The organism is Hyphomicrobium sp. (genome assembly GCF_041674905.1).
In the GTDB taxonomy this organism is placed as follows: Bacteria; Pseudomonadota; Alphaproteobacteria; order Rhizobiales; family Hyphomicrobiaceae; genus Hyphomicrobium_B.
On record NZ_JBAYUV010000004.1, the window covers coordinates 94,975 to 116,003 of the forward strand.

General features: G+C 61.9%; 17 protein-coding genes. 7 read left to right on the top strand and 10 right to left on the bottom strand.

The annotated features are described in order from the left end of the window. Positions 1–44: 44 nt before the first annotated feature. Positions 45–1,397: a DUF459 domain-containing protein gene (locus tag WC026_RS02885; protein ID WP_372709296.1), complete on the bottom strand. Its 1,353-nt coding sequence runs from the start codon at positions 1,395–1,397 to the stop codon at positions 45–47. A gap of 105 nt (positions 1,398–1,502) precedes the next feature. Then, on the bottom strand, positions 1,503–2,756 hold the full coding sequence (locus WC026_RS02890) for a lytic murein transglycosylase (protein WP_372709297.1): 1,254 nt from the start codon (positions 2,754–2,756) through the stop codon (positions 1,503–1,505). A 310-nt stretch (positions 2,757–3,066) separates the two neighbouring features. Between WC026_RS02890 and galU the strand changes: the two genes are divergently transcribed. Continuing rightward, entirely contained in the window at positions 3,067–3,963 is an 897-nt protein-coding gene (gene galU / locus WC026_RS02895) for a UTP--glucose-1-phosphate uridylyltransferase GalU (protein ID WP_372709298.1), read from the top strand. 65 nt (positions 3,964–4,028) lie between these two features. Here the strand turns inward: galU and WC026_RS02900 are convergent, their stop codons facing one another. Continuing rightward, a complete protein-coding gene (locus WC026_RS02900; protein WP_372709299.1) occupies positions 4,029–5,699 on the bottom strand; it encodes an outer membrane beta-barrel protein in 1,671 nt (556 codons plus the stop codon). A gap of 204 nt (positions 5,700–5,903) precedes the next feature. Between WC026_RS02900 and WC026_RS02905 the strand changes: the two genes are divergently transcribed. Continuing rightward, positions 5,904–6,932, top strand: a complete 1,029-nt coding sequence (locus WC026_RS02905) for an SIS domain-containing protein (RefSeq protein ID WP_372709300.1) — start codon at positions 5,904–5,906, stop codon at positions 6,930–6,932. A gap of 32 nt (positions 6,933–6,964) precedes the next feature. On the opposite strand, the gene hemH is transcribed toward WC026_RS02905, so the two are convergent. The 5 genes from hemH to thiS form a co-directional block, all read right to left on the bottom strand. Then, positions 6,965–8,026, bottom strand: a complete 1,062-nt coding sequence (gene hemH / locus WC026_RS02910) for a ferrochelatase (RefSeq protein ID WP_372709301.1) — start codon at positions 8,024–8,026, stop codon at positions 6,965–6,967. Positions 8,027–8,067: 41 nt separating this feature from the next. Further along, positions 8,068–9,117 carry a CHAD domain-containing protein gene (locus WC026_RS02915; RefSeq protein WP_372709302.1) on the bottom strand — a complete coding sequence of 350 codons (1,050 nt, stop codon included), beginning with the start codon at positions 9,115–9,117 and terminating at the stop codon, positions 8,068–8,070. 98 nt (positions 9,118–9,215) lie between these two features. Next, positions 9,216–9,830, bottom strand: a complete 615-nt coding sequence (locus tag WC026_RS02920; RefSeq protein ID WP_372709303.1) for a thiamine phosphate synthase — start codon at positions 9,828–9,830, stop codon at positions 9,216–9,218. Between the two features lie 16 nt (positions 9,831–9,846). After that, positions 9,847–10,662 carry a thiazole synthase gene (locus WC026_RS02925; RefSeq protein WP_372709346.1) on the bottom strand — a complete coding sequence of 272 codons (816 nt, stop codon included), beginning with the start codon at positions 10,660–10,662 and terminating at the stop codon, positions 9,847–9,849. A gap of 18 nt (positions 10,663–10,680) precedes the next feature. After that, entirely contained in the window at positions 10,681–10,899 is a 219-nt protein-coding gene (thiS, locus tag WC026_RS02930; protein WP_372709304.1) for a sulfur carrier protein ThiS, read from the bottom strand. 174 nt (positions 10,900–11,073) lie between these two features. On the opposite strand from thiS, the gene WC026_RS02935 reads away from it, so the two are divergent. Next, on the top strand, positions 11,074–14,520 hold the full coding sequence (locus tag WC026_RS02935) for an acyl-[ACP]--phospholipid O-acyltransferase (protein ID WP_372709305.1): 3,447 nt from the start codon (positions 11,074–11,076) through the stop codon (positions 14,518–14,520). Here the strand turns inward: WC026_RS02935 and WC026_RS02940 are convergent. Together WC026_RS02940 and ggt are read right to left on the bottom strand one after the other, a co-directional pair. Beyond that, complete coding sequence (locus WC026_RS02940; protein ID WP_372709306.1) at positions 14,473–15,480, bottom strand: FAD-dependent oxidoreductase; 1,008 nt, start codon at positions 15,478–15,480, stop codon at positions 14,473–14,475. The genes WC026_RS02935 and WC026_RS02940 overlap by 48 nt on opposite strands. 31 nt (positions 15,481–15,511) lie before the next feature. After that, positions 15,512–17,257, bottom strand: a complete 1,746-nt coding sequence (gene ggt / locus WC026_RS02945; RefSeq protein WP_372709307.1) for a gamma-glutamyltransferase — start codon at positions 17,255–17,257, stop codon at positions 15,512–15,514. Positions 17,258–17,356: 99 nt separating this feature from the next. On the opposite strand from ggt, the gene WC026_RS02950 reads away from it, so the two are divergent. From WC026_RS02950 to lipA, 4 genes are all read left to right on the top strand, one after another. Next, positions 17,357–17,803, top strand: coding sequence for a cupin domain-containing protein (locus tag WC026_RS02950; protein WP_372709308.1), 447 nt, complete (start codon positions 17,357–17,359; stop codon positions 17,801–17,803). A gap of 246 nt (positions 17,804–18,049) precedes the next feature. Beyond that, on the top strand, positions 18,050–18,307 hold the full coding sequence (locus WC026_RS02955) for a hypothetical protein (protein WP_372709309.1): 258 nt from the start codon (positions 18,050–18,052) through the stop codon (positions 18,305–18,307). Between the two features lie 378 nt (positions 18,308–18,685). Continuing rightward, entirely contained in the window at positions 18,686–19,774 is a 1,089-nt protein-coding gene (locus tag WC026_RS02960; protein WP_372709310.1) for a L,D-transpeptidase, read from the top strand. A gap of 168 nt (positions 19,775–19,942) precedes the next feature. After that, positions 19,943–20,902, top strand: coding sequence for a lipoyl synthase (gene lipA / locus WC026_RS02965; protein ID WP_372709311.1), 960 nt, complete (start codon positions 19,943–19,945; stop codon positions 20,900–20,902). Positions 20,903–21,029 lie beyond the last annotated feature (127 nt).

Consider the following 21,029-nt stretch of genomic DNA (forward strand, 5'->3'; position numbering starts at 1 on the left):
CTACGTCAACGCTTCTCTATTAGAGAGGATCGCGTTTTCGCGCCTCAGCCGCGCGGCAGCGGGTCCGCCGGTTTTGCGTCCGTGGTCGAGTCGTTTTTCGGCGGCCAGGAGACATCATCGGCGCGGCCAGGCTTCGGCTGCAGGCGCTCACCCTTGACGAGCAAGCGGAAGTAAGGCGCCTGCGTCGGCGACAAACGCCCGCGATCCCGATTTCCGGGCGGCGTGATCGAACTCATCAACGTCAGGCCGCCGCCGATCTGATCGACGACGAGATCGCCGCGAGACACCGAACCCTCGCGCCGCGCCATCAACGCGACGACGGACGCCGGGATCGCCGGGCGGAGAACCTCGATCGTTTGCGTTTCCTCGCGGCCGTTGCTGCCGATGAGCCTCAGCGTGATTTTTCCATTGTCGGCCTTCTGATCGCCGGAGGCGGCGCTCGTCGACGACGGCGGCGTGCCATCGGTCGCGGTATTGCGAACCACAGGGACTTTCGCATTCGCCGACGCTGCATCGGCAACGGGCGACGACGGCGCGGGCGTTTTGACTGCGTTTCCGGGATTGATCTTTTCCTGTTCGGCTTCAGCGCCGAGCAGCGGGAGATTGCGATTGCTCTTGGCCTGCGTCAGATCGGATCGCAGTTCCTTTTCGACGAAGTGCGCCAGCCTGCGATTGCCCGCCGCCGTGAAATTCACCCCATCGCGCCCACGCAGCAGACGGATCGCACCTTCGAGATCAGGCCCGTAAGCGGAGTATGCGCCGTTTTCGTCGGCAAACCCCTGATAAACGTCGATGTACTTATAGCCGTTGAGATAAGCGCGCTCGCGAATGACGTCGTTCATGCGCTGCGCCAGCTCGCTGGCGTCGCCACGCGCGAAGTTCGGCAAGCCCACCCAATAGACGCTGGTATTCTTGCGTTTGAAGGCGCGCATCAGCCTGTCGATGCGTCGCGTGTATTCGGTGATCCAGGCATCGCTGCCGACTTGAATGCGCTTGCTGTCGGGATTGCGGAACGGGTTGCGGTCGTCCTCGCCCGTCATCACGACGGCGATATTGAGCGGCTGCTCGGTGATCTTCTGTTCCAGCGCGGCCGTCTTGCCTTCGAAATCCCAAGTCGAGATATTGGCGATCGGCGTGATCTGGCGCTGAACATTAAGGCGGACATCGGAGCCGAACGCCTGCACGAGGCCGGCGAGCAGGCCTTCCGCAAAGCCATCTCCGAAAACGGTCACCTGATAGATATCGTTGTCGGGGAAGGGCGTCAGAAAGGTTGTGCCTTGCTCCATATCCACGGCGTTTGCCGGGACGGGAACGGCCGCGCCGAGTGCGATCACGAGTGCGATCAGGGTCGCAATCGCCGCGAACGAACGCCGGAGTTTCTGCCAAGCCTCAGCCATTCGTGTTCGTGCCTTCGCCTTTCCGAAACGCGATTTCAGACCCCGCGATTCCTGCCGGACCATAGCGCGTCGGCGGCCGCACTCCAACGCCTGGACGCGCAGGGCTCAGCGATTTGCCTGCGCATTGGCGGAGGCCAGCACCGAATCCGACGGCCAGCAGTCGATTTTGATGCGCGCGGCCTTCTGATAGAGCCCGATCTGCTTGCGCGTATTCGAGCCGATCTTGCCGTCGATCTTGTCCATCGGGTAGCCGAGTTTCTGAAGCTGGACCTGCAGATTGTGGACGGTCGTGGTTCGCGGCTGCGCGAAATTTTTCCACGGTGTCACGAAGTTGCCGCCGCCGCGAATCCGGTCCGAAAGGTTGCCAACGAACAGCGCGTAGAGGTCGGATGTGTTGTAGAGCCGGATGACGCGGAAATTCTGCCCCGCCAGGAACGCCGGGCCGTAAGCGCCGCCCGGCATCATCAAATAGGCGTCCTGCTGAAGTTCGTCGCGCGAAAACGGTTTGCCGCCGGCGCGCTTGAAACCCATCCGCACCCAGTCGGCGATCGGACGCGCGTCGGGCGGACCTTCGAGCGAGCAATCGGCGTGATCCGGCGCGATGACCTCATATCCCCAGCGCGCGCCACGCACCCAGCCCTTGCCTTCGAGCTGCTTGGCGGTGAAGGCGAGCGCGTCGGCCACCGAGCGCCAGATGTCGATCTTGCCGTCGCCATCGCCGTCGATGGCGAATTGCAGATACTCGGTCGGCATCGCCTGGGTCAGTCCGACGGCGCCGGCCCAGGACGATCGCATGTCCGAACGCGGGACGCCCATCTGAAGCATCTTCAGCGCCGCGATCAGCTCGTCGCGAAATTTCTCCTTGCGCTTGCCGGTGTAGGCGAGCGTCGCGAGCATGCGGATCGCATCCTTCGGCGGATGATACGATCCGTAGGCGGTCTCGCGTCCCCAGATCGCGACCAATGTGAAACGGTCGACGCCGGTCAGCGCCTCAATGCGCTTCAGCGCCGTCTCGTGATCCTTCAAAAATGCGCGGCCCTGACCTCCGAGCTTTTCGAGATACGGCGCCGACAGATAATCGGCGGCGGTTTTCGTGAACTCAGCCTGGCCGCTGTTGTCGATCTTGGGGCGGTCGGGCAGATCGAGGTCGGGAATGGAGTAGTCGGGCTCGACGCCGGCAAAAGCCGCGTCGAAGGTCTTGCGGCTGACACCGGCGGCCTTCGCGTCCGGCCAAACGCTTTCGACGAACGTCTTGAAATCCGTGGCCGGGCGCGCGTTGACTGCCGTACTGACAACGATCGACGCGAGGCCAAGGGCAAGCGCTGCGGCGAAACCTTGAATCATCATGTTCAGCCGCATCTCGCCGTTATTCTCCCTGATCGGGGCGCGTTGCAATCGTGTCCCGGATGCTCGGATTTCAGGGCATTTTTGCGGCCTTAGGGGCCAGGGGAGATTTTCAATTGCCGATGTCTCGCCGAGGCGAGCGCCGCGTCTCGAGTTTTATAGACATATTGTTCGCGCCAGCAGGAGCAGTCTACCCGTGGCGGCAAATTGGCGCTAACAGTCGCCGCCGCCGCGTTTTACGCACGCCTGTGCGTTTACGGCAGCCGGCAGGTTTGATCCCTTCTCAGACCGCTCTCGCCAGCAGGTTCCATTTCCGGAGCAAGACATGAACGCCGCGATCAGGCCTATCCGTAAAGCCGTATTTCCAGTCGCCGGGCTGGGGACGCGCTTTCTTCCCGCAACCAAGGCCGTCCCGAAAGAGATGCTGACGGTCGTCGACCGGCCGGTGCTGCAGCACGTCGTGGACGAAGCGCGCGCCGCCGGGATCGAGCATTTCATTTTCGTCACCGGGCGCAACAAGGGCGTGATCGAAGATCATTTCGACAGCCAGTTCGAGCTTGAGGCGACGCTGGCGTCGCGGAACAAGACCAAGGAACTCGAAGCGCTGGCGCGCGATCTTCCCGCCGCGGGTCAGACGAGCTTCACGCGTCAGCAGGCGCCTTTGGGGCTCGGCCACGCCGTCTGGTGCGCGCGCGAGATTGTCGGCGACGAGCCGTTCGCGCTGCTGCTTCCGGATATGATTCACCACGGCCGAACAGCATGTCTCGCGGAGATGATCGCCGCTTACAGTAAGAATGGCGGCAATCTCATTGCCGTTGCGCCGGTGCCGGACGACCAGACGCATCAATACGGCATCGTCGGCGTGAAGGACGCGAAGGCCGGGGTTTCCGAAATCACCGGAATGGTCGAGAAGCCGAAGCCCGGAACGGCACCGTCCAATCTGCACATCACGGGGCGCTACATTCTACAGCCGGAGATTTTTTCGCTGCTCGAAAAGCAGGAACGCGGCGCGGGCGGCGAAATCCAACTCACGGATTCGATGATCCGGCTGATGCAGGACGGCAAGCAGCCGTTCCATGCCGTGCGTTTCGACGGCACGATTTACGACTGCGGCTCGAAGCTCGGGTTCCTGACAGCGAACGTGGCTCTGGCGCTGGAACGCGATGAGCTTGCGGGCGACTTCAAGCGCGAAATTCAGCGGTTGCTCGGCGACAAAGCGTAGGGACGGCCCCTTATCCGGCCTCCGGCCACCTTTTCCCCGAGGAGAAGGAATTGGAAAGCCATGCGTCAGCGGCGGAGCCTCACTCCGACGTGGATTTCGTCGCCGACGTAGTCGTTCGGAATGCCGATGCCGTCGAAATTGACATGCTCATATCGACCGTAAAGCACGGTGTTGCGGTCGGCGAAGTATTCGATGCCCAGGATTTCGCGGAACTCGTTGTCGCTGATGACGCCGTCCTGCGAATCCTGGTTCGAATAATTGAAGGCCGCCGAGACGACGAGATAACGTCTCAGCTCGTGGCGGATACCGATGCTAGCGGATCTGTAGAAAGCGCCGCCGACGTCCGCCGTCGTCGTTTCCGACACGTCAGACATGGCGTTGAACAGGATCGACGTCAGCGGCGTCACGCGCCAGGTGGCGTTGGCGTCGATGATCAGGCCGTCGACGGGATGCAGTCGCCGGTCGCTCGGTGTCTGGACGCCGTAGCCGAGGCTGATTTCGCCGCGCACGATGTCGCCGTCGTTTCCGAATGAGATGCCGAAGCGATAGCGCTCACCATTCGACGTGCGATTGATGCCGTCCGACTGCGCGGCTTCCGAATAGTCGCGATGGTTGACGGCGACCTCGAAAAACGGCGAGAGCTGGGGCTTCAGTTCCCACGTCGCGCGCGCGGCTTCTTCGTATTGCGTGTAGTCGCGATCCTTGTTGTTCGTGACCGTGCCCGCATCTTCGGTCGAACCGTAGCTGTAATCGCTGATGCTGCCGCGAAATTGCAGCGACAGGCGATTGAATTTTTGATTGTAAGCCGCCACGGCTTGATCTTCGATGATTTTGGCGCGCGTGCCGGCCGAACTCGCATCGAGCGCGGAACGATCCTCGAAAGACTGTTGACGCGAGATCAGCGCCTGGATGTTGGCGCGGCTCGTGATGTCCAGCCGGCCGCGCGCTTCCAGTTGATAATCGCGATCGTCTTCCGTCGCGTAGTCGTTATAGAAGCTCAGGATGCCCGTGGCGCTGAATTCCAGTGCGTGACGCGACCAGTTCGAAACGAGCCGCGCGGACGGCACGACGTCGAAGGCAACGTCCGACTTCGCGGACGGTGCGTGAAAGACATTGGAATAGTAGGACGTTCCGAGGTCCAGTTCCGGGAAGAGAACGAAGCTGCCAATTTTTATGCCGACCGGATCGTAGGGCTCCTGGCGAAACAGGCGTGCCGTCGTCCGGTTGTCGGTAATCGGATTCAAATCCTCGATTTGATAGAGCAGCGGATCCCGGCGTGCCGCGCGCTGATCGGCAAGCTCAATTTCGGCTGTATCGCGAGCGCTTGCAGGAGAGACGTCGACGCCTTGCGGCGGCGTCAGTGGTTCGCCGCTGGCGAGGTCGCCTACATTGACCTCGCCCGGATCACGCGCGACGGCAGGCGGTGCGCTCTCATCGTTATCGTTTTGATCAGCGGACGAATTCGGGTCTGCCGGGTCGGTTGCGTCTTCCGGCGCCGGATTATCGTCGGCATCGGGCGAGGCTGCGGCGGGATTTGGGTTGCTTTCATCGAGGCCCTGGGTGTCGGTATCATCCAATCCAGGTTCAGATGTGCCGGCAGCGCCGGTGTCTTCGATGCTGGAGACGCTTTGCTGGCTCGTGCCTCGAGCATGCGCGAATCGCGCTACTGCAGGCACCGAAATCAGTACCGCAGCGACCAAGCTCCACTTAAACCAGGCATGATGCCGGTCGCTCATTTGCGAGCGTCCCCATGAGAGAATCACGTGAACGCAAACAATTGAACGCAGTCACCGTAGAAACCGTTGGTTAATGTGCCTTTAAAGTCGGGGGTAAGCGTCGGCTACGACGTGGCGGCAAGCTCGTGGAATTGCTAAGCTAAACTCAGATCTTGCGGGCTCTCTCAAAGACTCGCCTCAAACGGGGAAGGACACGTCTCAACAATGGCCAAAGTCGTCCCGTTCCGCGGCGCAGCGAAAGCAAGCGCTTCGAGCGCAAAGTCAGGCGTCAAAGCCAGCGTCGCCTCGGCGGTCAGAACGCTCAATCTCGAATCGGAAGGACTGGTTCAGCTCGCAAGTGAGCTGAACGGCGAACTGGCCGGTCCGTTCGATGAGGCGATGCGCCGTCTCGTGGCCGTCAAGGGCCGGGTCATCATCACCGGCATCGGGAAAAGCGGCCACGTCGGGCAGAAAATCGCCGCCACGTTCGCCTCGACCGGGACGCCCGCGTTTTTCGTGCATCCGAGCGAAGCTTCGCATGGCGACCTCGGGATGGTCACGCGCTCCGATCTGATCCTGGCGTTGTCATGGTCGGGCGAAACCGTTGAACTGAAGCCGATCATCACCTATTCGCGCCGCTTCGCCGTGCCGCTGATCGCGATTACCTCGCAAGCGAAGTCGGCGCTCGGCGAACAGGCCGACGTCGTGCTGCTTTTGCCGCGCGCGAAGGAAGCCTGTCCGCACGGGCTCGCACCCACGACGTCGACGACGATGCAGCTCGCCCTTGGCGATAGTCTCGCGATCGCGCTGCTCGAATCCCGCGGGTTCACCGCTCACGATTTCAAGATTTTCCATCCCGGAGGTTCGCTCGGCGCCAATCTCAAGTATGTCTCCGATATCATGCACAAAGGCGAACGGTTGCCGCTGATCAAGAGCGGCGAGTCGATGGCCAACGCGCTGGTGGCGATGACGGAAAAAAGCTTCGGCTGCGTCGGAGTCCTCGAAAAGCGCGGTCGTCTCATCGGGGTCATCACAGACGGCGACTTGCGCCGTCACATGGGCGCCGATCTGCTCAAGGCCAGCGTCGATCAGATCATGACGGCGAAGCCGAAAACGATCTCGCCAACGATGCTCGTGTCAGCGGCGCTCGAACTCATCAACGCGTCGTCGATTACGGCGCTGTTCGTGGTCGAGAAGCAGAAGCCCGTTGGCCTCGTGCACATCCACGACCTGCTCCGTCTCGGAGTTGCTTGAGGACGCAGCGTTCGGGACGCAGCCTTCGGTTCTTAAATCCAGCCTTTCAACTCGCGGCGCGTGACCGCCTCGATGACGTCGATGCCCTCGGAGCTGTCGTTGAGCGCGGGCAAGTAGGCGAATTTCTCGCCGCCGTTCGATTCGAAATAATGCCGGTTCTCGCCGTTGAGTTCTTCCAACGTCTCGAGACAATCAGCGGAAAATCCCGGCGCGACGAGCGCGATCCTTTTCGTTCCTGATTTAGCGAGGGCTTCGACCGTCTTATCCGTATAAGGCTGCAACCACGGATCGTTGCCGAAGCGAGACTGAAATGTCGTCAACCAACGATCCGGAGCGATGCCGAGCGTCTCGCGCAGAAGCCGTGACGTCTTCTGGCATTGGCAGTGATAGGGATCGCCCGCCGCGAAATACTTCTCGGGCATTCCGTGGAACGTCGCGATGATCTTCTCCGGCTCGAAGTCGAGCTTGCCAAGGCTTTGCCGCATCGAACGCGCCAACGCGTCGATATATGCGGGATCATCGTAGTAGGCGGGCGCCAGGCGGATCGCCGGCTGCCATCGCATTTTCATTAAAGCCCGAAAGGCTTGGTCCGCGGCCGTCGCGGTCGTCGGCGCGGCGTATTGGGGATAAAGCGGAAACAGCAGGATGCGATCGCAGCCTTGTTCCTTTAGCGCCAGGATGCGGCTTTCGGTCGTCGGATTGGCGTAGCGCATCGCCCAGTCGACGATGACGCCGTCGTGGTCTTGCAGACGCTTAGCGAGTTCTACGGCTTGGTTCCGGCTGATCGTCTTGATCGGGCTTTCGTTTTTCTCTGTGTTCCAGATCGTCGCATAATCCTTGCCCTTGCGGCCGGGCCGGACCGTCAGGATAACGAGATTGAGGATCGGCCACCATTTCCAGCGCGGCTCTTCGATGACCCGCTCGTCCGACAGGAATTCCTTGAGATAGCGGCGCATCGGCCAATAGCCAGTGCCGTCGGGTGTCCCGAGATTGAGCAACAGGACGCCGATGCGTCCGTGCGCAACATTCTTATGACCCGGCGGGAAGGCCGAGGCCGTATCCGCAGGTGCAATCGACTTCGACGCCTCGTTCATCAGCAATCCGTTCCGTAAAATCGTTAGCACAGACTAGCGGATCAAGCGCGCCGTTGCGATGGCGATGGGGTCTCCTCCTTCGCCGCAAGCCGGGGCTTGGCCAGCGCGGGTTTGGCCTCGCTATGGGCTTTCGGAGTGTCGGACGCCGCCAAGTGCAGGGGCTGCGGTTCTTCCGGATGTGTGCGATACGCGATTTCCAGTGGCCGCATCGCGCTCCCGAACTTCCAGTAGGCTCGCATGCGCTTGATGAAGGCGTCCGGCGTCTCGGCAAAAAGCCGCTTGGCACGAAATTCTACCGCGAGACGCAGCGCCTGCTGCTTGCGACGGCATACGGCGACGATATCTTCCTTCTGCTCAGCTGATATATCGTCAGCCCTCGCGGTCTCGGCAATCAGCAGCGCCAGATCGTGATCGTCTCCGAGACTTTGTGACAGCTCCCGCGCATCCGTCACCCTGATCGCGAATTCCTCGGGCCAGGCGCGGGCGAGCAGGCTCATCTGCCGCCAATGCCACTGCACCGATTTGCGCAACGTGTGGAACGTTTCGTCCGCCGGCTCGCTGTAGGCGATTTTCAAAGATTTGCGGGCGTGGCGATAACTTTTCTCAAGCCCGCCTTCGAGAGCGTCGAAACCTCTTTTGTGAATTCGTACGCGTGAAAACTTCTTGGCTTCTTGCAGAAGCATCAGCCGGGCCTGCGCAGCAGAACCCGGATCAAGCGGTTGCTCGGCATCGGCTGAGGCCTTGACGAAATGCGCGGTTAAGGGCGCGAGCGTTGCCGCTCCATCCGGACCGGCCTCTCCCTTGAGCTTTCCCAGCGTCTCAAGCATGACCGCCTGATCGCGGTGACCAGCCAGCAGCTGCGCAATCTCGCTTAGGGCTTTTCCGCGCTTGCGTGCCTTGTCCGTGCCGAGCGCGGACGCCGCCAATCGAACGAGCGCGCGCAGACGCTTCAGCGCCTTCCGGCTTTCGTGCACGCCCTTGGGTTGCACGTCCGGGGCGGCGAGTTCCTGCAGGGCCAGATCGAGCTGCTCGCGCGCGATGCGCCGAAAACCCTTCTCAACCGGCTCGTCGATTTTGAACCTGTACGGCATGCGCGCGAGGCACCTTCATCGGTTATCGGAGAGTTGAGCCGGGAATTAATCCACCGGAACCGGCGCCGCTGTCAAATCGGCTTCTGCAAGCCGATTGGTTAAAGCCGTTTGCCAGCCGCCCAATCAAGCCACTCCCCGATGCGGGCATTTGGATCTGCAGCGGTTACGAAATCGGTAATCACCGCCAAGCTGTCGGCCCCGGCATCAGCGACGCCGCCGGCTCTTTCAGGCGTCAACCCTCCGATGGCGACCAGCGGAAGCGTCCTGATCTTTCCGCGCCATAACTTAAGGCGTTCAAGGCCTTGCGGCGCCCAGGGCATGACCTTCAATTTGGTTTCATAGATCGGTCCCAGCGCGATGTAGTCCGGGTTTACCGATAAAGCCGTCGCAAGCTCAGTTTCATCATGCGTCGAGACGCCGAAGCGGATACCGGATTTCCTCAGCGCGGCGAGATCGGCGGTCTGAAGGTCGTCCTGGCCGAGGTGGATGAAATCCGCGCCGGTTTCGATGGCCACATCCCAGTGGTCGTTCAGGATCAGCTGGCAGCCATGCGCGCGGGTGACGTCGAGTGCACGTCGCGTCTGCACGACGATGTCAGCGCGCGTTGCATCCTTAATCCTAAGCTGCACGAGCTTGACGCCGAGCGGCACGATGCGCTCCAGCCATCCGATATCCGGAACGATGGGATAGAAGGGCGCGAGCTTCACCGGCATGCGAATCACATCCGGCCTATTCGATATCGAAAAAGGGCGTGCCCGCGACCGGCGTCGATGGGACGGCCATGTCGCGCGGCGGCATCAAGCCTGCTTCGTAGCCAGTGCGTCCGGCTTCGATTGCCTTGGCGAAGGCCTCTGCCATGCGGACGGGATCGGCAGCTTTGGCGACAGCGGTGTTGAGGAGCACGGCATCATAGCCAAGCTCCATCGCGTGTGCCGCATGCGAGGGTGCGCCGATACCGGCGTCGATCACGAGCTTTGCATCCGGAAAATAGGCGCGCAGACTTTTCAGCGCCGCGACGTTCGCAAGGCCCCGGCCACTGCCGATCGGCGCCGCCCACGGCATGATGACCTCGCAGCCCGCCTGCTGCAGCCGCTCGGCCACCGAAAGATCATCCGTTGTATAGGGAAACACCTTGAAGCCGTTGGCATTGAGGATGCGCGCGGCTTCGACAAGTCCGAACACATCGGGCTGCAAGGTGTCGTCGTTGGCGATGACTTCGAGCTTGACCCAATCGGTGCCGAACAGCTCGCGCGCCATTTCGGCCGTTGCGATCGCGTCGCGCGCCGTCCGGCATCCGGCGGTGTTGGGAAGCACGCGAACGCCCAGATTTTTGACGATGTCGAGAAACCGTTCACCGACCTTGCCTCCCGCCGCTTCACGACGGAGAGAAACCGTCACGACGGACGCTGCGGAGGCTTTGGCGGCGTCCGCGAGGATTGCAGGCGATGGATAACCGGCCGTGCCGAGCAGCAGTCGCGACGGCACCGTCACGCCGTAGAACGACAGCGTTTGCTCTTTATGCAGACTTTGATCCCGGACGTTCATTGATTTTGGAATGCTCACTCAACCGCCCTGGCGCGCGGAGACGATCTCGACGCTATCGCCAGCCTGGATGTTTGTCGTAGCACGCTTGGCCGCGGGCACGAAATGACCGTTCAGCGCGGTCGCGACCCTGGCATCGGAGAGCTCCTGCTCATCCAAAAGCCCGGCCAGCGTTTGTGCTCGCGTTTCCGACTTACGGCCGTTGACGATCAGTTCAATTTTCGGCATCGCGTTCAGCATTGGCTCGTCCTCGCGCACCCGCTGCAAGTAGGCCTTTTCGCGGCGTTTGCTAGAGGATTTTCTGAATTATTACAGTAAACGCCGTGAACGGGTCAAAGTACCGCCAATCTGCCGTAATGCCTGAGTTCCTTCCCCGCCTGGCTGACCCGCACACCCGCACCGAGGATGACCCGGATGTTTTCGCACTTGATGGCCTCCCGACGCTTCGCTCCTCTGTTCTGGAGCCAGCTGCTTGCGGCGCTGAACGACAACCTGCTGAAGAACGCGCTGGCGATGCTCGTCGTCTATCGGCTGGCAATGGAAAACGGTCCGGCGATCGGGACGCTGGCGGGGGCGGCGCTGATCGTGCCGTATTTCCTGTTTTCGGCACTCGCGGGGCAATATGCCGATAAGTTTGACAAGGCCCAAGTTGCGGCGCGCGTCAGGCTCGTCGAAATCCCAATCGCGCTGGCGGCGGCGGCCGGCTTCCTGCTGCCTTCGGTCGTCTTGTTGTTCGTCACGCTCGTCCTGTTCGGCACGCTCAGCGCATTTTTCGGGCCTGTGAAATATGGTCTCCTGCCGACGCATCTCGAACTCAAAGAGCTTCCAGCGGGCAACGCGCTGATCGAGGGCGCGACGTTCATTGCCATCCTGCTCGGCACGATCGGCGGCAATCTGGCATCCGGCGGCGACCGCGAGATCGGCCTCGTCGCTGTCGCCATCGTCGCGATCTCGATCGCAGGCTGGCTGTGCGCGCGGCTTATTCCCCCGGCACCCTCCGCCGTTCCGGACCTCGTCGTCGACAAGAACATCGTCACGTCGACGATGACGCTCATCAAGGATCTGCGCAGCGACAAGCGCATCTGGCAGGGCGCGCTCATTACGTCGTGGTTCTGGCTTGTCGGCGCGATCGTGCTGGCGCTGTTGCAGAACCTCATTCCGCATACGCTGAACGGAGCGCCGTCCGTTTATACGCTGGCTCTCTTCACGTTTGCGGTCGCGGTCGCAGCCGGCTCGATGGTCGCCGCAAGCGCAAGCAAAAACAGGCCGAATCTGGCGCTCGTTCCGATCGGCGCGCTGATGATGGGGTTGTTCCTCATCGATCTCGCGCTGCTGGCGTCGCGGATCACGCTAGCTCCGCAGCCGATCGGCATTTCCGAATTGCTTGCCTCGTTCAAGGGCATTCACATGCTCATCGATCTCGCGGGCATCGCGTTCGCGGGTGGGCTTTACATCGTGCCGTCGTTCGCCGCCGTGCAGGCTTGGTCGCCGGTTGAACGCCGGTCGCGGGTGATTGCCGGATGCAATGTCCTGTCGGCGGCATTCATGACGCTCGCTGGACTGGGGATCGCCGCGCTCCAGTATGAAAAGGTTTCCGTCGCGCTGCTTTATGCCGGCATCGGCGTCGCCAACCTCATCGTCGTTGCGCTTGTTCTGCGCGCCTGGGGCGCCGAAGGCGTCAAGGATGTCGGCGTCTTCCTGTTCAAAACCTTTTTCGGCGTGGAGGTGAAGGGCCTTGAATACCTGCCTGCTCCCGGCGAGAAGGCGATCATCGCGCCGAACCATGTCAGTCTTCTCGATGCCGGTTTGATGCACGCGCTTCTGCCCTCGCATGCGATTTTCGCGGTCGATACCGGCATGGCCAATACCTGGTGGGTGAAGCCGTTTCTCAAGCTCGCCAAATCCTACGCCATCGATCCGACACGGCCGCTCGGCATGCGACATCTCATTCAGGAGGTGAAGGACGGCTCGTCGCTCATCATTTTTCCGGAAGGCCGCCTGACGGTAACCGGCGGGTTGATGAAAGTTTACGACGGCACGGCAATGATCGCGGACAAGGCTGATGCGCCGGTCATTCCAGTTCGCATCGACGGTCTCGAGCGATCGCACTTCGGATATCTGAGCAAAGCACAAACCAAAAAAGCGTGGTTCCCTAAAACGACGGTCACGATCCTGCCGCCCGTCAAACTGAAGATTGATCCGAACCTGCGCGGCAAGCAGCGGCGGTTGGCGGCGGGCGCGGCTTTGCAGGATGTGATGACCGACTCCGCCGTTCTGACGACGCCGATCGACCAGACACTGTTTGAAGCGCTTGTTCAGGCACGGCAGACACACGACACCGGCAAGCCCGCAATCCAGGACCCGCTCGGATCGAAGCTTTCCTACAAGAAGCTCATCATCGGCGCGCAAGTGCTTGGAGCAAAGCTCGTGCCGATGCTGCCGGAGCCCGGGCAATCGGTCGGCGTTCTTCTGCCGAACTCGGCTGGCGTCGCAGTGACGTTCTTTGCCCTGCAAACTGTCGGCCGGGTGCCTGCGATGCTGAACTTCACGGCTGGTCCGGCGAATGTCATCGCAGCCTGCAAGGCGGCGAACGTCACCGTCGTGCTGACGTCGCGCGTATTCGTCGAGAAGGGGCATTTCGAAGCGCTCGTGCAGGCAATCAGCACCGTTGCGCGGATCGTCTATCTCGAAGACGTGCGCGCGACCGTCTCCTTTTCCGACAAGATCAAAGGACTTGCACAAGGCGGCAAGCCGCAGGTCGAGCGCGACTGCAACGCTCCGGCGGCGATCCTTTTCACGTCGGGTTCGGAAGGCTTGCCCAAGGGCGTCGTTCTTTCCCATCGCAATCTGCTCGCCAACTGCGCGCAGAGCCTGACGCGCGTCGCGTGCAACGGCAGCGACAAGGTTTTCAACGCGCTGCCGGTCTTTCATTCGTTCGGGCTGACGGCCGGATTGCTGATGCCGCTGGTCGCGGGCGTGCAAGTCTATCTCTATCCGACGCCGCTGCACTATCGCATCATTCCGGAACTCGTTTACGGCTCGAACGCGACGATCATGTTCGGCACGGATACGTTCCTCGCCGGCTATGCGCGTGTTGCACATCCTTACGATTTCGCGCGCGTGCGCCTCGTGCTCGCGGGCGCGGAGGCCATCAAGGATCGTACGCGGCAGCTCTACATGGACCGTTTCGGCGTGCGCATTCTCGAAGGCTATGGCGTGACCGAGACCGCACCCGTGCTCGCCATCAATACGCCCCTCGCCAACAAAGCCGGGACTGTCGGGCGCCTGTCGCCGCTGATGGAGGCGCGTCTCGATCCGGTGCCTGGGATCGAGACGGGCGGACGGCTCTACGTGCGCGGGCCGAACGTCATGCTCGGCTATTACCGCGCGGAAAATCCCGGCGTTCTCGAGCCGCCCTCGAACGGCTGGCATGATACCGGCGACATCGTCGAGATCGATCCGCAAGGCTTCATCACGATCAAAGGACGCGCGAAGCGCTTCGCCAAGATCGCGGGAGAAATGGTGTCGCTATCGGCCGTCGAAGCGCTGGCGGCGGAACTTTGGCCCAACCTGACCACGGTCGTCGTCGCGCTTCCCGATGCGCGCAAAGGCGAACGTCTGGCGCTGCTGACGACCGATCCGAAGTGCACGCGCGAGGCGTTCATTCAGTTCGCGCGGCGCAAGGGCGCGACGGAGCTGATGGTTCCCGCGGACATCCTTGTCGTCGGTAAAATTCCGCTGCTCGGCTCCGGCAAGTCCGACTATGTCGCGTCGCTCGAGCTTGCGAAAAAGACCCTTGCGGAAAGGCAGGGATCAGGCGCCGGGACTGTCGAACAGCGGACTGTCACGCCTGCCGTCTGACAAGAAACCGGCGACAGCCCGTGCCAGCGCGGGCGCCAAAAGAAATCCGTGGCGATAGGTGCCGTTCACGCGGATCGTGCGACCTTCGTTTTCGATGACCGCGCGTGGAATGTTGTCCGGGAAGGCGGGCCTGATACCGGCGCCCATATCGAGAATCGACGCTTCGCCGAAAGCGGGGTGCAGCGCGTAGGCGGAGCCTAAGAGATCGAGCGCCGACTTCACCGTCATCGGGATGTCGTCCTCGCGCTCGAGCAGGCTTGCGCCGATGACGTAGCGGCCGCCGCCTTGCGGCACGATGTAGATCGACTGGCGCGGATGCAGCAGGCGCACCGGTCGTGACAGCCCGACGTCGCGCGATTGAATGAGGATGCGTTCACCGCGAACGCCACGAAGCGACGGCAGTTCCTCCCGTGCGCCTATTCCGCGACAGTCGATCGTTACGTCTTCGCCATTAGGCTTATACGCGTGGCCGAACTCTGTCGCGATTCCCAGAGCGCGCCCTTCGGACAGAAGCCATCGCAATGCCTCCGTCGCGACGACGTGGGCTTCGTCCGGATAGAAAAGCCCGCGCTCGAAGCGTCCGGAGAGATCGGGTTCGAGCTTCGCGATCCCTTGCGCGGCAATGATCTCGTGCCGTTCCGTCATCTGCTCGAACCGCGTCAGGTCGGCGCCGTCGCGCGGCGGCGCAACGACAAGCGTGCCGTTGACGACCGTGCTCGGATACGCGTTGCGCCACAGCGCGATGCTTTCGCGGCCGAGATCGCGAACGATTGCAGGCGCGCCTTCAGCTTCGCATTCCGGCGCGATCATCGCCGCCGCCAAGCGGCTTGCGCAGGTGGAAAAAGGCTCGCTGCTTCGCTCGATGAGGCGGACGCGGTGACCCGCGCGTGCGTGCGTATAAGCCTGCCACAACCCCGTGATGCCGGCGCCGACAACAGCTATCGATAGTTTGCTCAACATTTCTCTCCTAATCGCGCGCCATCCCGTTGCGTCAATCGCCCAGCGCCACGCCTTCACGGCGCGGATCGGCTCCGCCTTCCAGATGCCCGTCCTTGCGCACGATCGTATGGATGCCGGAGGTCATCGTCGAGTTGCCGATGGCATGTCCATAGGACGTCAACTCGAACGCGGGCCAGACGTAATATGGAGAATATTCGATTATGAAAGGCCCGCCTTGACTTCCGAAGTTCGCCAGCGAGGCGGACTTCTGCGCATCGAGGCCCCAGTCGAGCAATCCGATGAGCGTTTTGACGACATAGAGAATGATTTGCGATCCGCCCGGCGATCCAGTCACGATCTCGGGCGTCCCTTGCGCATCGAGCACGATTGTCGGCGCCATCGAGCTGCGCGGGCGCTTGCCTCCGGCGACGGCGTTGGCAACCGGCACGCCTTTGTCATCGAAGGGGACGAAGGAAAAATCGGTCAGCTCATTATTCAAAAAGAAACCGGCCGCCCAGAGATGCGATCCGAACGCGCTCTCAATCGTCGCCGTCATCGACAGCGCATTGCCGTCTGCATCCACAATGGAGATGTGCGTCGTGCCCGGAACTTCGTTGGTGAAATCCTTGCCGAACGTTTTCTTGGCGAGCCCAGGTGGAAGGCCGGGCTCTGCCTTGTCCATCGCCTTTTGCGGATTGATCAGCTTTCGGCGCTCGGCGAGATAGGCCTCGTCCATCAGCCCCGACGGAATGGAAATCTGGTCGGGGTCGGCGATGTAGCGATTGCGGTCGGCAAAGGCGAGTTTCTCAGCTTCCGCGATGATGTGGAGCGCGGGGGCGCTCATCATGGCCGCCGAACCCTGCACCTCGGGGAAGGGTTCGATCAGCTTCAACACCGTTCCGACAGACATCTCGCCTGACGACGGCGGACCCATGCCGCAGACTTTCCTTGCGCGATAATCGACACAAACCGGATCGCGTTCCTTCGCGACGTAGCCTGCAAGATCAGCCGCCGTCATATCGCCCGGAATGCTCGACGCACTTTGCACAGCCTTTACGATCGCGTCGGCGATAGGCCCGGAATAAAATGCGTCGGCGCCCTTCTCGGCGATCGCCTTCAGCGTTGCCGCATAGGCGGCGTTCATCATGACGTCGCCTGCCGCGGTCGGCCTGTCGTTCTCATCGAAAAAGCGGGCGCGCGCACCGGCGGAGAAGTTTTCGGCTTTCGTCGCCGCGAGTAGAGCCGCGAGGCGCGGGGAGACGGAAAAGCCTTCCTCGGCGAGCTTGATGGCCGGTGTAACGAGCGCCGCCCACGGAAGCTTTCCGAAGCGCTTATGGACCGCCTCCAGCGTTCGCATCAGACCGGGAACGCCGACGCTCAGACCGGAGCGCACCGCCGCCTCGAACGGCATCGGCTTGCCGTCACGCAGAAAACGATCGGGCTTTGCGGCTGCGGGCGCGGTCTCCCGGCCGTCGAATGTCGCAAGCGACCGGGATTGCGCATCCCAGTACACAAGAAACGCCCCGCCGCCCAAGCCCGACGACTGCGGCTCAACCAACCCGAGAACGAGTTCCGTTGCGATGGCCGCATCCGCCGCCGATCCGCCCTGGCGCAAAATCTCGCGCCCGGCTTCGGCGGCAAGCGGGTCGGCGGCGACGACCATCTGGTGCTGCGCGACGACAAGCGACTTCTCCGTCGTGCCCGATGCACCTTCCGGTGCAGGCCGGGCTTGCTCGGCTGCCAAAGTCGACGCGCCGGCGAGAAGGCACAAAAGAGCGGTCAGCGATCGGGACGTCATTCGTGCTCCTGGGCGGACTGCGGGACACAGTTGGCGGTGGACGAGAACGCGAACATACCTCATCGTCGCGTTCTTAAATCAAAGCCGCGAGAGACACACATGTCCATTTTGAAAGGCCGGGACCTCCGGCTCGGCATCGTCGCGCTTGCCCTTTTTGCAGCTGGAGCGGCGAGCACGAGGGCCCTCGACGCCACGACGCGGGTGATCCCGCTTCTTTCGACCGGAAAAACCGTCATGGACGAGCCGATCGTCTATCCAACAGGCGCGCCAGCGAAGATCACGGCCGCGATCGTCGAGATGCAGCCCGGCGCTGAGACTGGCTGGCATACGCATGGCGTTCCGCTGACGGGGCTGATCCTCGACGGCGAGCTGACCGTCGACTACGGCGCGAAGGGCACGCGCACGTACAAGAAGGGCCAGTCGGTCGCGGAAGCGATCAGCATCCCGCACAACGGCCGGAACACCGGCACGGGCGTTATGAAGCTGTTCGTCGTCTATATCGGCGCGGAAGGCGTCGCGACATCGATCGCGGACAAGCACCCCTGAAGACCGGCCCAATGGCGAGGTCCTTGCCGGAAAGCGAGGCGAGTGTGCCGCCTGATCGTCGAGACGCGTCCGCGCCGTGCGCGCATTCAAACCAGACGCCGGGTTTAACGAATGAGTTGCAATTGCAGCACGTCTTCCAATTCGTTGCTGTCGATGTGCGTCGCACGTTGCGGCGTCTGTTGCGGGGGGTGGAGCGCTCCACTAGGTTCCGGCGCGATATCGTTGCTATATCCTTTGGAGGGGCAAATGCGTTCATTCAAAATCGGCGTCGCGGCAGCGGCCATCGTGTGCGCGCTTTCAGTGACGGCAGAAGCCGGCAGCTGCGTGAAGGTCGGCGCCATCGGCGACGGGCTGACGCATGATCTGGCCGTCGTCATGTCGACCCACGGCTTGGCCAACATCATCGAAGCAAAGGGCTTGAAGGGCAAAGGTCCGGTGCACACGACGTGCGCGCCAGGCTCGGTGCTGACCGAATGCCGGTCCTCGCAGCTCGCCTGCAAGTAGCCTCCGCGATTTCAAATTCGCAGATCAGATGCCATCGCACGGGGCGCGTGCGGTGGCTTTTTTTTGCATCGCACTCCAGTGAGGCCGTGCTTAGACCGTGTTCTTCTTTTGTTTCAAAAACGCCCACCTCGCGCTTCCTCAAGTGCGAGACAAAAAACGAACTTCGCAGGCGGCGTCGTCAAATGGCAACATAGGACGTCAGAAAATTTCAAAAACATCAACAAACTCAGGCTCAAGGGTGGAATCATGATTGAACTGTGACTTCCCTGCTCTGCCGTTGAAAACGGGACTGATTTATACCCGCCTTTCATTAATCAGGGCCAGGATAACCCCCGTTACCCTGTGCCTTAAGTTTTGTCGCCATTGGAGCATCCCCCGATGACCCTTCACCGCCGTTTGAGTGGAATTGCCGTCGCCGCCCTGATCATGGCCGGAGGATTTATCTCCTCGACCGCTGCCCAGGCCGAAGATCTGGTCGATTTCCTCTGGGGGGGCAGCGAGGAATACGGTGGCGGACGCCGGGTGGTTTCCTTCGATTCCAAATATAAGCCGGGACAGATCATCGTTTCGTTTTCTGATCGCCGCCTGTACTTCATCACGAAGCCAGGCGAAGCCATTACGTATCCCGTCGCGGTTCCCAAGGGCGACGCGCGCTGGCAGGGCGTGACGTCCGTTACCAACAAGCGGGTCAATCCGTCGTGGACGCCGACGCCCGAGATGGTGCGCGAAAATCCGCGCCTTCCGCGATGGGTGCCCGGCGGCCATCCGATGAACCCGCTCGGCATTCGGGCCATGTACCTCGGCTCCAGCGCCTACCGCATTCACGGAACCGATGCGCCGTGGACCATCGGCCAAGCCGTTTCGCATGGCTGCATTCGCATGACGAACCAGGACGTGCTCGATCTTTATCCGCGCGTGCCTGTCGGTATGCGCGTGACGGTGACATGGCAGCACTTCACGACCGGATCGGCCGTCTCCAGCAACGCCTATCCGCGTTACGGCGACGACCAGGACGGCAAGTCGAACAACAACAACGGCTACGGGCAGGCCGCCACGCCGACGCGTGCGACCTACACTCGGCCGCAAAACACTTCCGGAGCCCTGTTCTCCTGGGATGACGATGCTCCGCCGCGCACCCAGCGTGCCAGCGTTCGCTCGGAACAGCCGAACGATGCCATCGATTCCGGCGACGCCGTCGATGCGACGGTAGATGCACCGATCGAGACGCAGCCTGCAAAGAAGAAAACCGCAGCCGTCGCAACGCAATCCGAGTCGAAGCCGGTTGAACCGAAGAAAAAGAAGCCTGCCGTTGTCGAGAAAAAGTCTGTCTCGACACCGCCGGTCGTGACGCCGGCTCCGGCCCACTCCCGTTCGGTTCCCGATCCGGTCAAGCCGCGCGAGGCTGCGCCGGCCGATCCGACGCCGACCAAATCGTCCATGGTCGCGCATCCGGAGAAATCGTCCTAACGTCTTCTGGCGATCTGAGTTCGACGGGCGGCCCAAGGGCCGCCCGTTTTTGTTTCGTTACCTACTATTCGGGGATTGCCTACGGGCCGCCTGTCCGCCATGTCAGGCTGTAAGATATCGGCGATCGGGTTATCATCCGGTCATCGCTCGAACCTGAGTTGAACAGCCTTGGTAACGCTTCTCGATACGACCGACCCCAAGCCGCGCCTGCGCCATCCGGAAAAGGCTTCGCGGCCGGACACCCCTTATTTGCCGAAGCCGCCTTGGCTGCGCGTGCGGGCACCCGGTTCGCGGGGATTTTCGGATACGCATAAAATCATGCGCGATCACGGCCTCAATACGGTCTGTGAGGAAGCCGCCTGCCCCAACATCGGCGAATGCTGGGAGAAGCGTCACGCGACGATGATGATCATGGGCGACATCTGCACGCGCGCCTGCGCCTTCTGCAACGTCGCCACCGGCCGGCCGGGGCATCTCGATGCCGATGAACCGGCGCGCGTCGGCGATGCGGTGGCGCGTCTGGGACTCGAGCACGTCGTCGTCACGTCGGTCGATCGCGACGATCTCGCAGACGGCGGAGCGCAGCATTTCGCGGAGACGATCGCCGCGATCCGCAGGCTCGCGCCGCGGACCACGATCGAAGTCCTGACGCCGGACTTCCTGCGCAAGGACGGCGCGCTCGACATCGTCATCGCGGCCCGTCCCGATGTCTTCAATCATAACCTCGAGACCGTACCCGGCCTCTACCCAAAAATCCGCCCCGGCGCGCGCTACTTTCATTCGCTCCGCCTGCTGCAGCGCGCGAAAGAGATCGACGCGCGGATGTTCACGAAGTCCGGCATCATGGTTGGGCTCGGCGAAACGCGCGAAGCCGTTCTACAGGTGATGGATGACCTCAGGTCGGCGGACGTCGATTTCCTGACGATCGGGCAATATTTGCAGCCGACGCGAAAGCACGCCGCCATCGAGCGGTACATGCCGCCCGAGGAATTCGAAGCGCTGGCAACATCAGCCTACGCCAAGGGCTTCCTGCAGGTCTCGGCGTCTCCGCTGACGCGCTCGTCCTACCATGCGGGAGATGATTTCCGCCGTCTTCGTGAGGCTCGCGAGGCGCGTCTCAGCGCCTAGAGCCTGTGCGCTTTTCGTTGAACCGCGGATCGGCTCGAGGTCTTTGTTTTGTGATGCTTCTTGCCGGAAAACCGGTTCCCACTTTTCCGGAAGCTCTCTAAAGCCTTTCCGATTGGTGGAATCCCGG

Excerpts from the sequence above, each read along its gene's own strand:
- WC026_RS02885 (WP_372709296.1), bottom strand. The coding sequence starts at position 1,397 with ATGGCTGAGGCTTGGCAGAAACTCCGGCGTTCGTTCGCGGCGATTGCG.
- WC026_RS02890 (WP_372709297.1), bottom strand. The coding sequence starts at position 2,756 with ATGCGGCTGAACATGATGATTCAAGGTTTCGCCGCAGCGCTTGCCCTT.
- galU (WP_372709298.1), top strand. The coding sequence starts at position 3,067 with ATGAACGCCGCGATCAGGCCTATCCGTAAAGCCGTATTTCCAGTCGCC.
- WC026_RS02900 (WP_372709299.1), bottom strand. The coding sequence starts at position 5,699 with ATGAGCGACCGGCATCATGCCTGGTTTAAGTGGAGCTTGGTCGCTGCG.
- WC026_RS02905 (WP_372709300.1), top strand. The coding sequence starts at position 5,904 with ATGGCCAAAGTCGTCCCGTTCCGCGGCGCAGCGAAAGCAAGCGCTTCG.
- hemH (WP_372709301.1), bottom strand. The coding sequence starts at position 8,026 with ATGAACGAGGCGTCGAAGTCGATTGCACCTGCGGATACGGCCTCGGCC.
- WC026_RS02915 (WP_372709302.1), bottom strand. The coding sequence starts at position 9,117 with ATGCCGTACAGGTTCAAAATCGACGAGCCGGTTGAGAAGGGTTTTCGG.
- WC026_RS02920 (WP_372709303.1), bottom strand. The coding sequence starts at position 9,830 with ATGCCGGTGAAGCTCGCGCCCTTCTATCCCATCGTTCCGGATATCGGA.
- WC026_RS02925 (WP_372709346.1), bottom strand. The coding sequence starts at position 10,662 with ATGAACGTCCGGGATCAAAGTCTGCATAAAGAGCAAACGCTGTCGTTC.
- thiS (WP_372709304.1), bottom strand. The coding sequence starts at position 10,899 with ATGCTGAACGCGATGCCGAAAATTGAACTGATCGTCAACGGCCGTAAG.
- WC026_RS02935 (WP_372709305.1), top strand. The coding sequence starts at position 11,074 with ATGTTTTCGCACTTGATGGCCTCCCGACGCTTCGCTCCTCTGTTCTGG.
- WC026_RS02940 (WP_372709306.1), bottom strand. The coding sequence starts at position 15,480 with ATGTTGAGCAAACTATCGATAGCTGTTGTCGGCGCCGGCATCACGGGG.
- ggt (WP_372709307.1), bottom strand. The coding sequence starts at position 17,257 with ATGACGTCCCGATCGCTGACCGCTCTTTTGTGCCTTCTCGCCGGCGCG.
- WC026_RS02950 (WP_372709308.1), top strand. The coding sequence starts at position 17,357 with ATGTCCATTTTGAAAGGCCGGGACCTCCGGCTCGGCATCGTCGCGCTT.
- WC026_RS02955 (WP_372709309.1), top strand. The coding sequence starts at position 18,050 with ATGCGTTCATTCAAAATCGGCGTCGCGGCAGCGGCCATCGTGTGCGCG.
- WC026_RS02960 (WP_372709310.1), top strand. The coding sequence starts at position 18,686 with ATGACCCTTCACCGCCGTTTGAGTGGAATTGCCGTCGCCGCCCTGATC.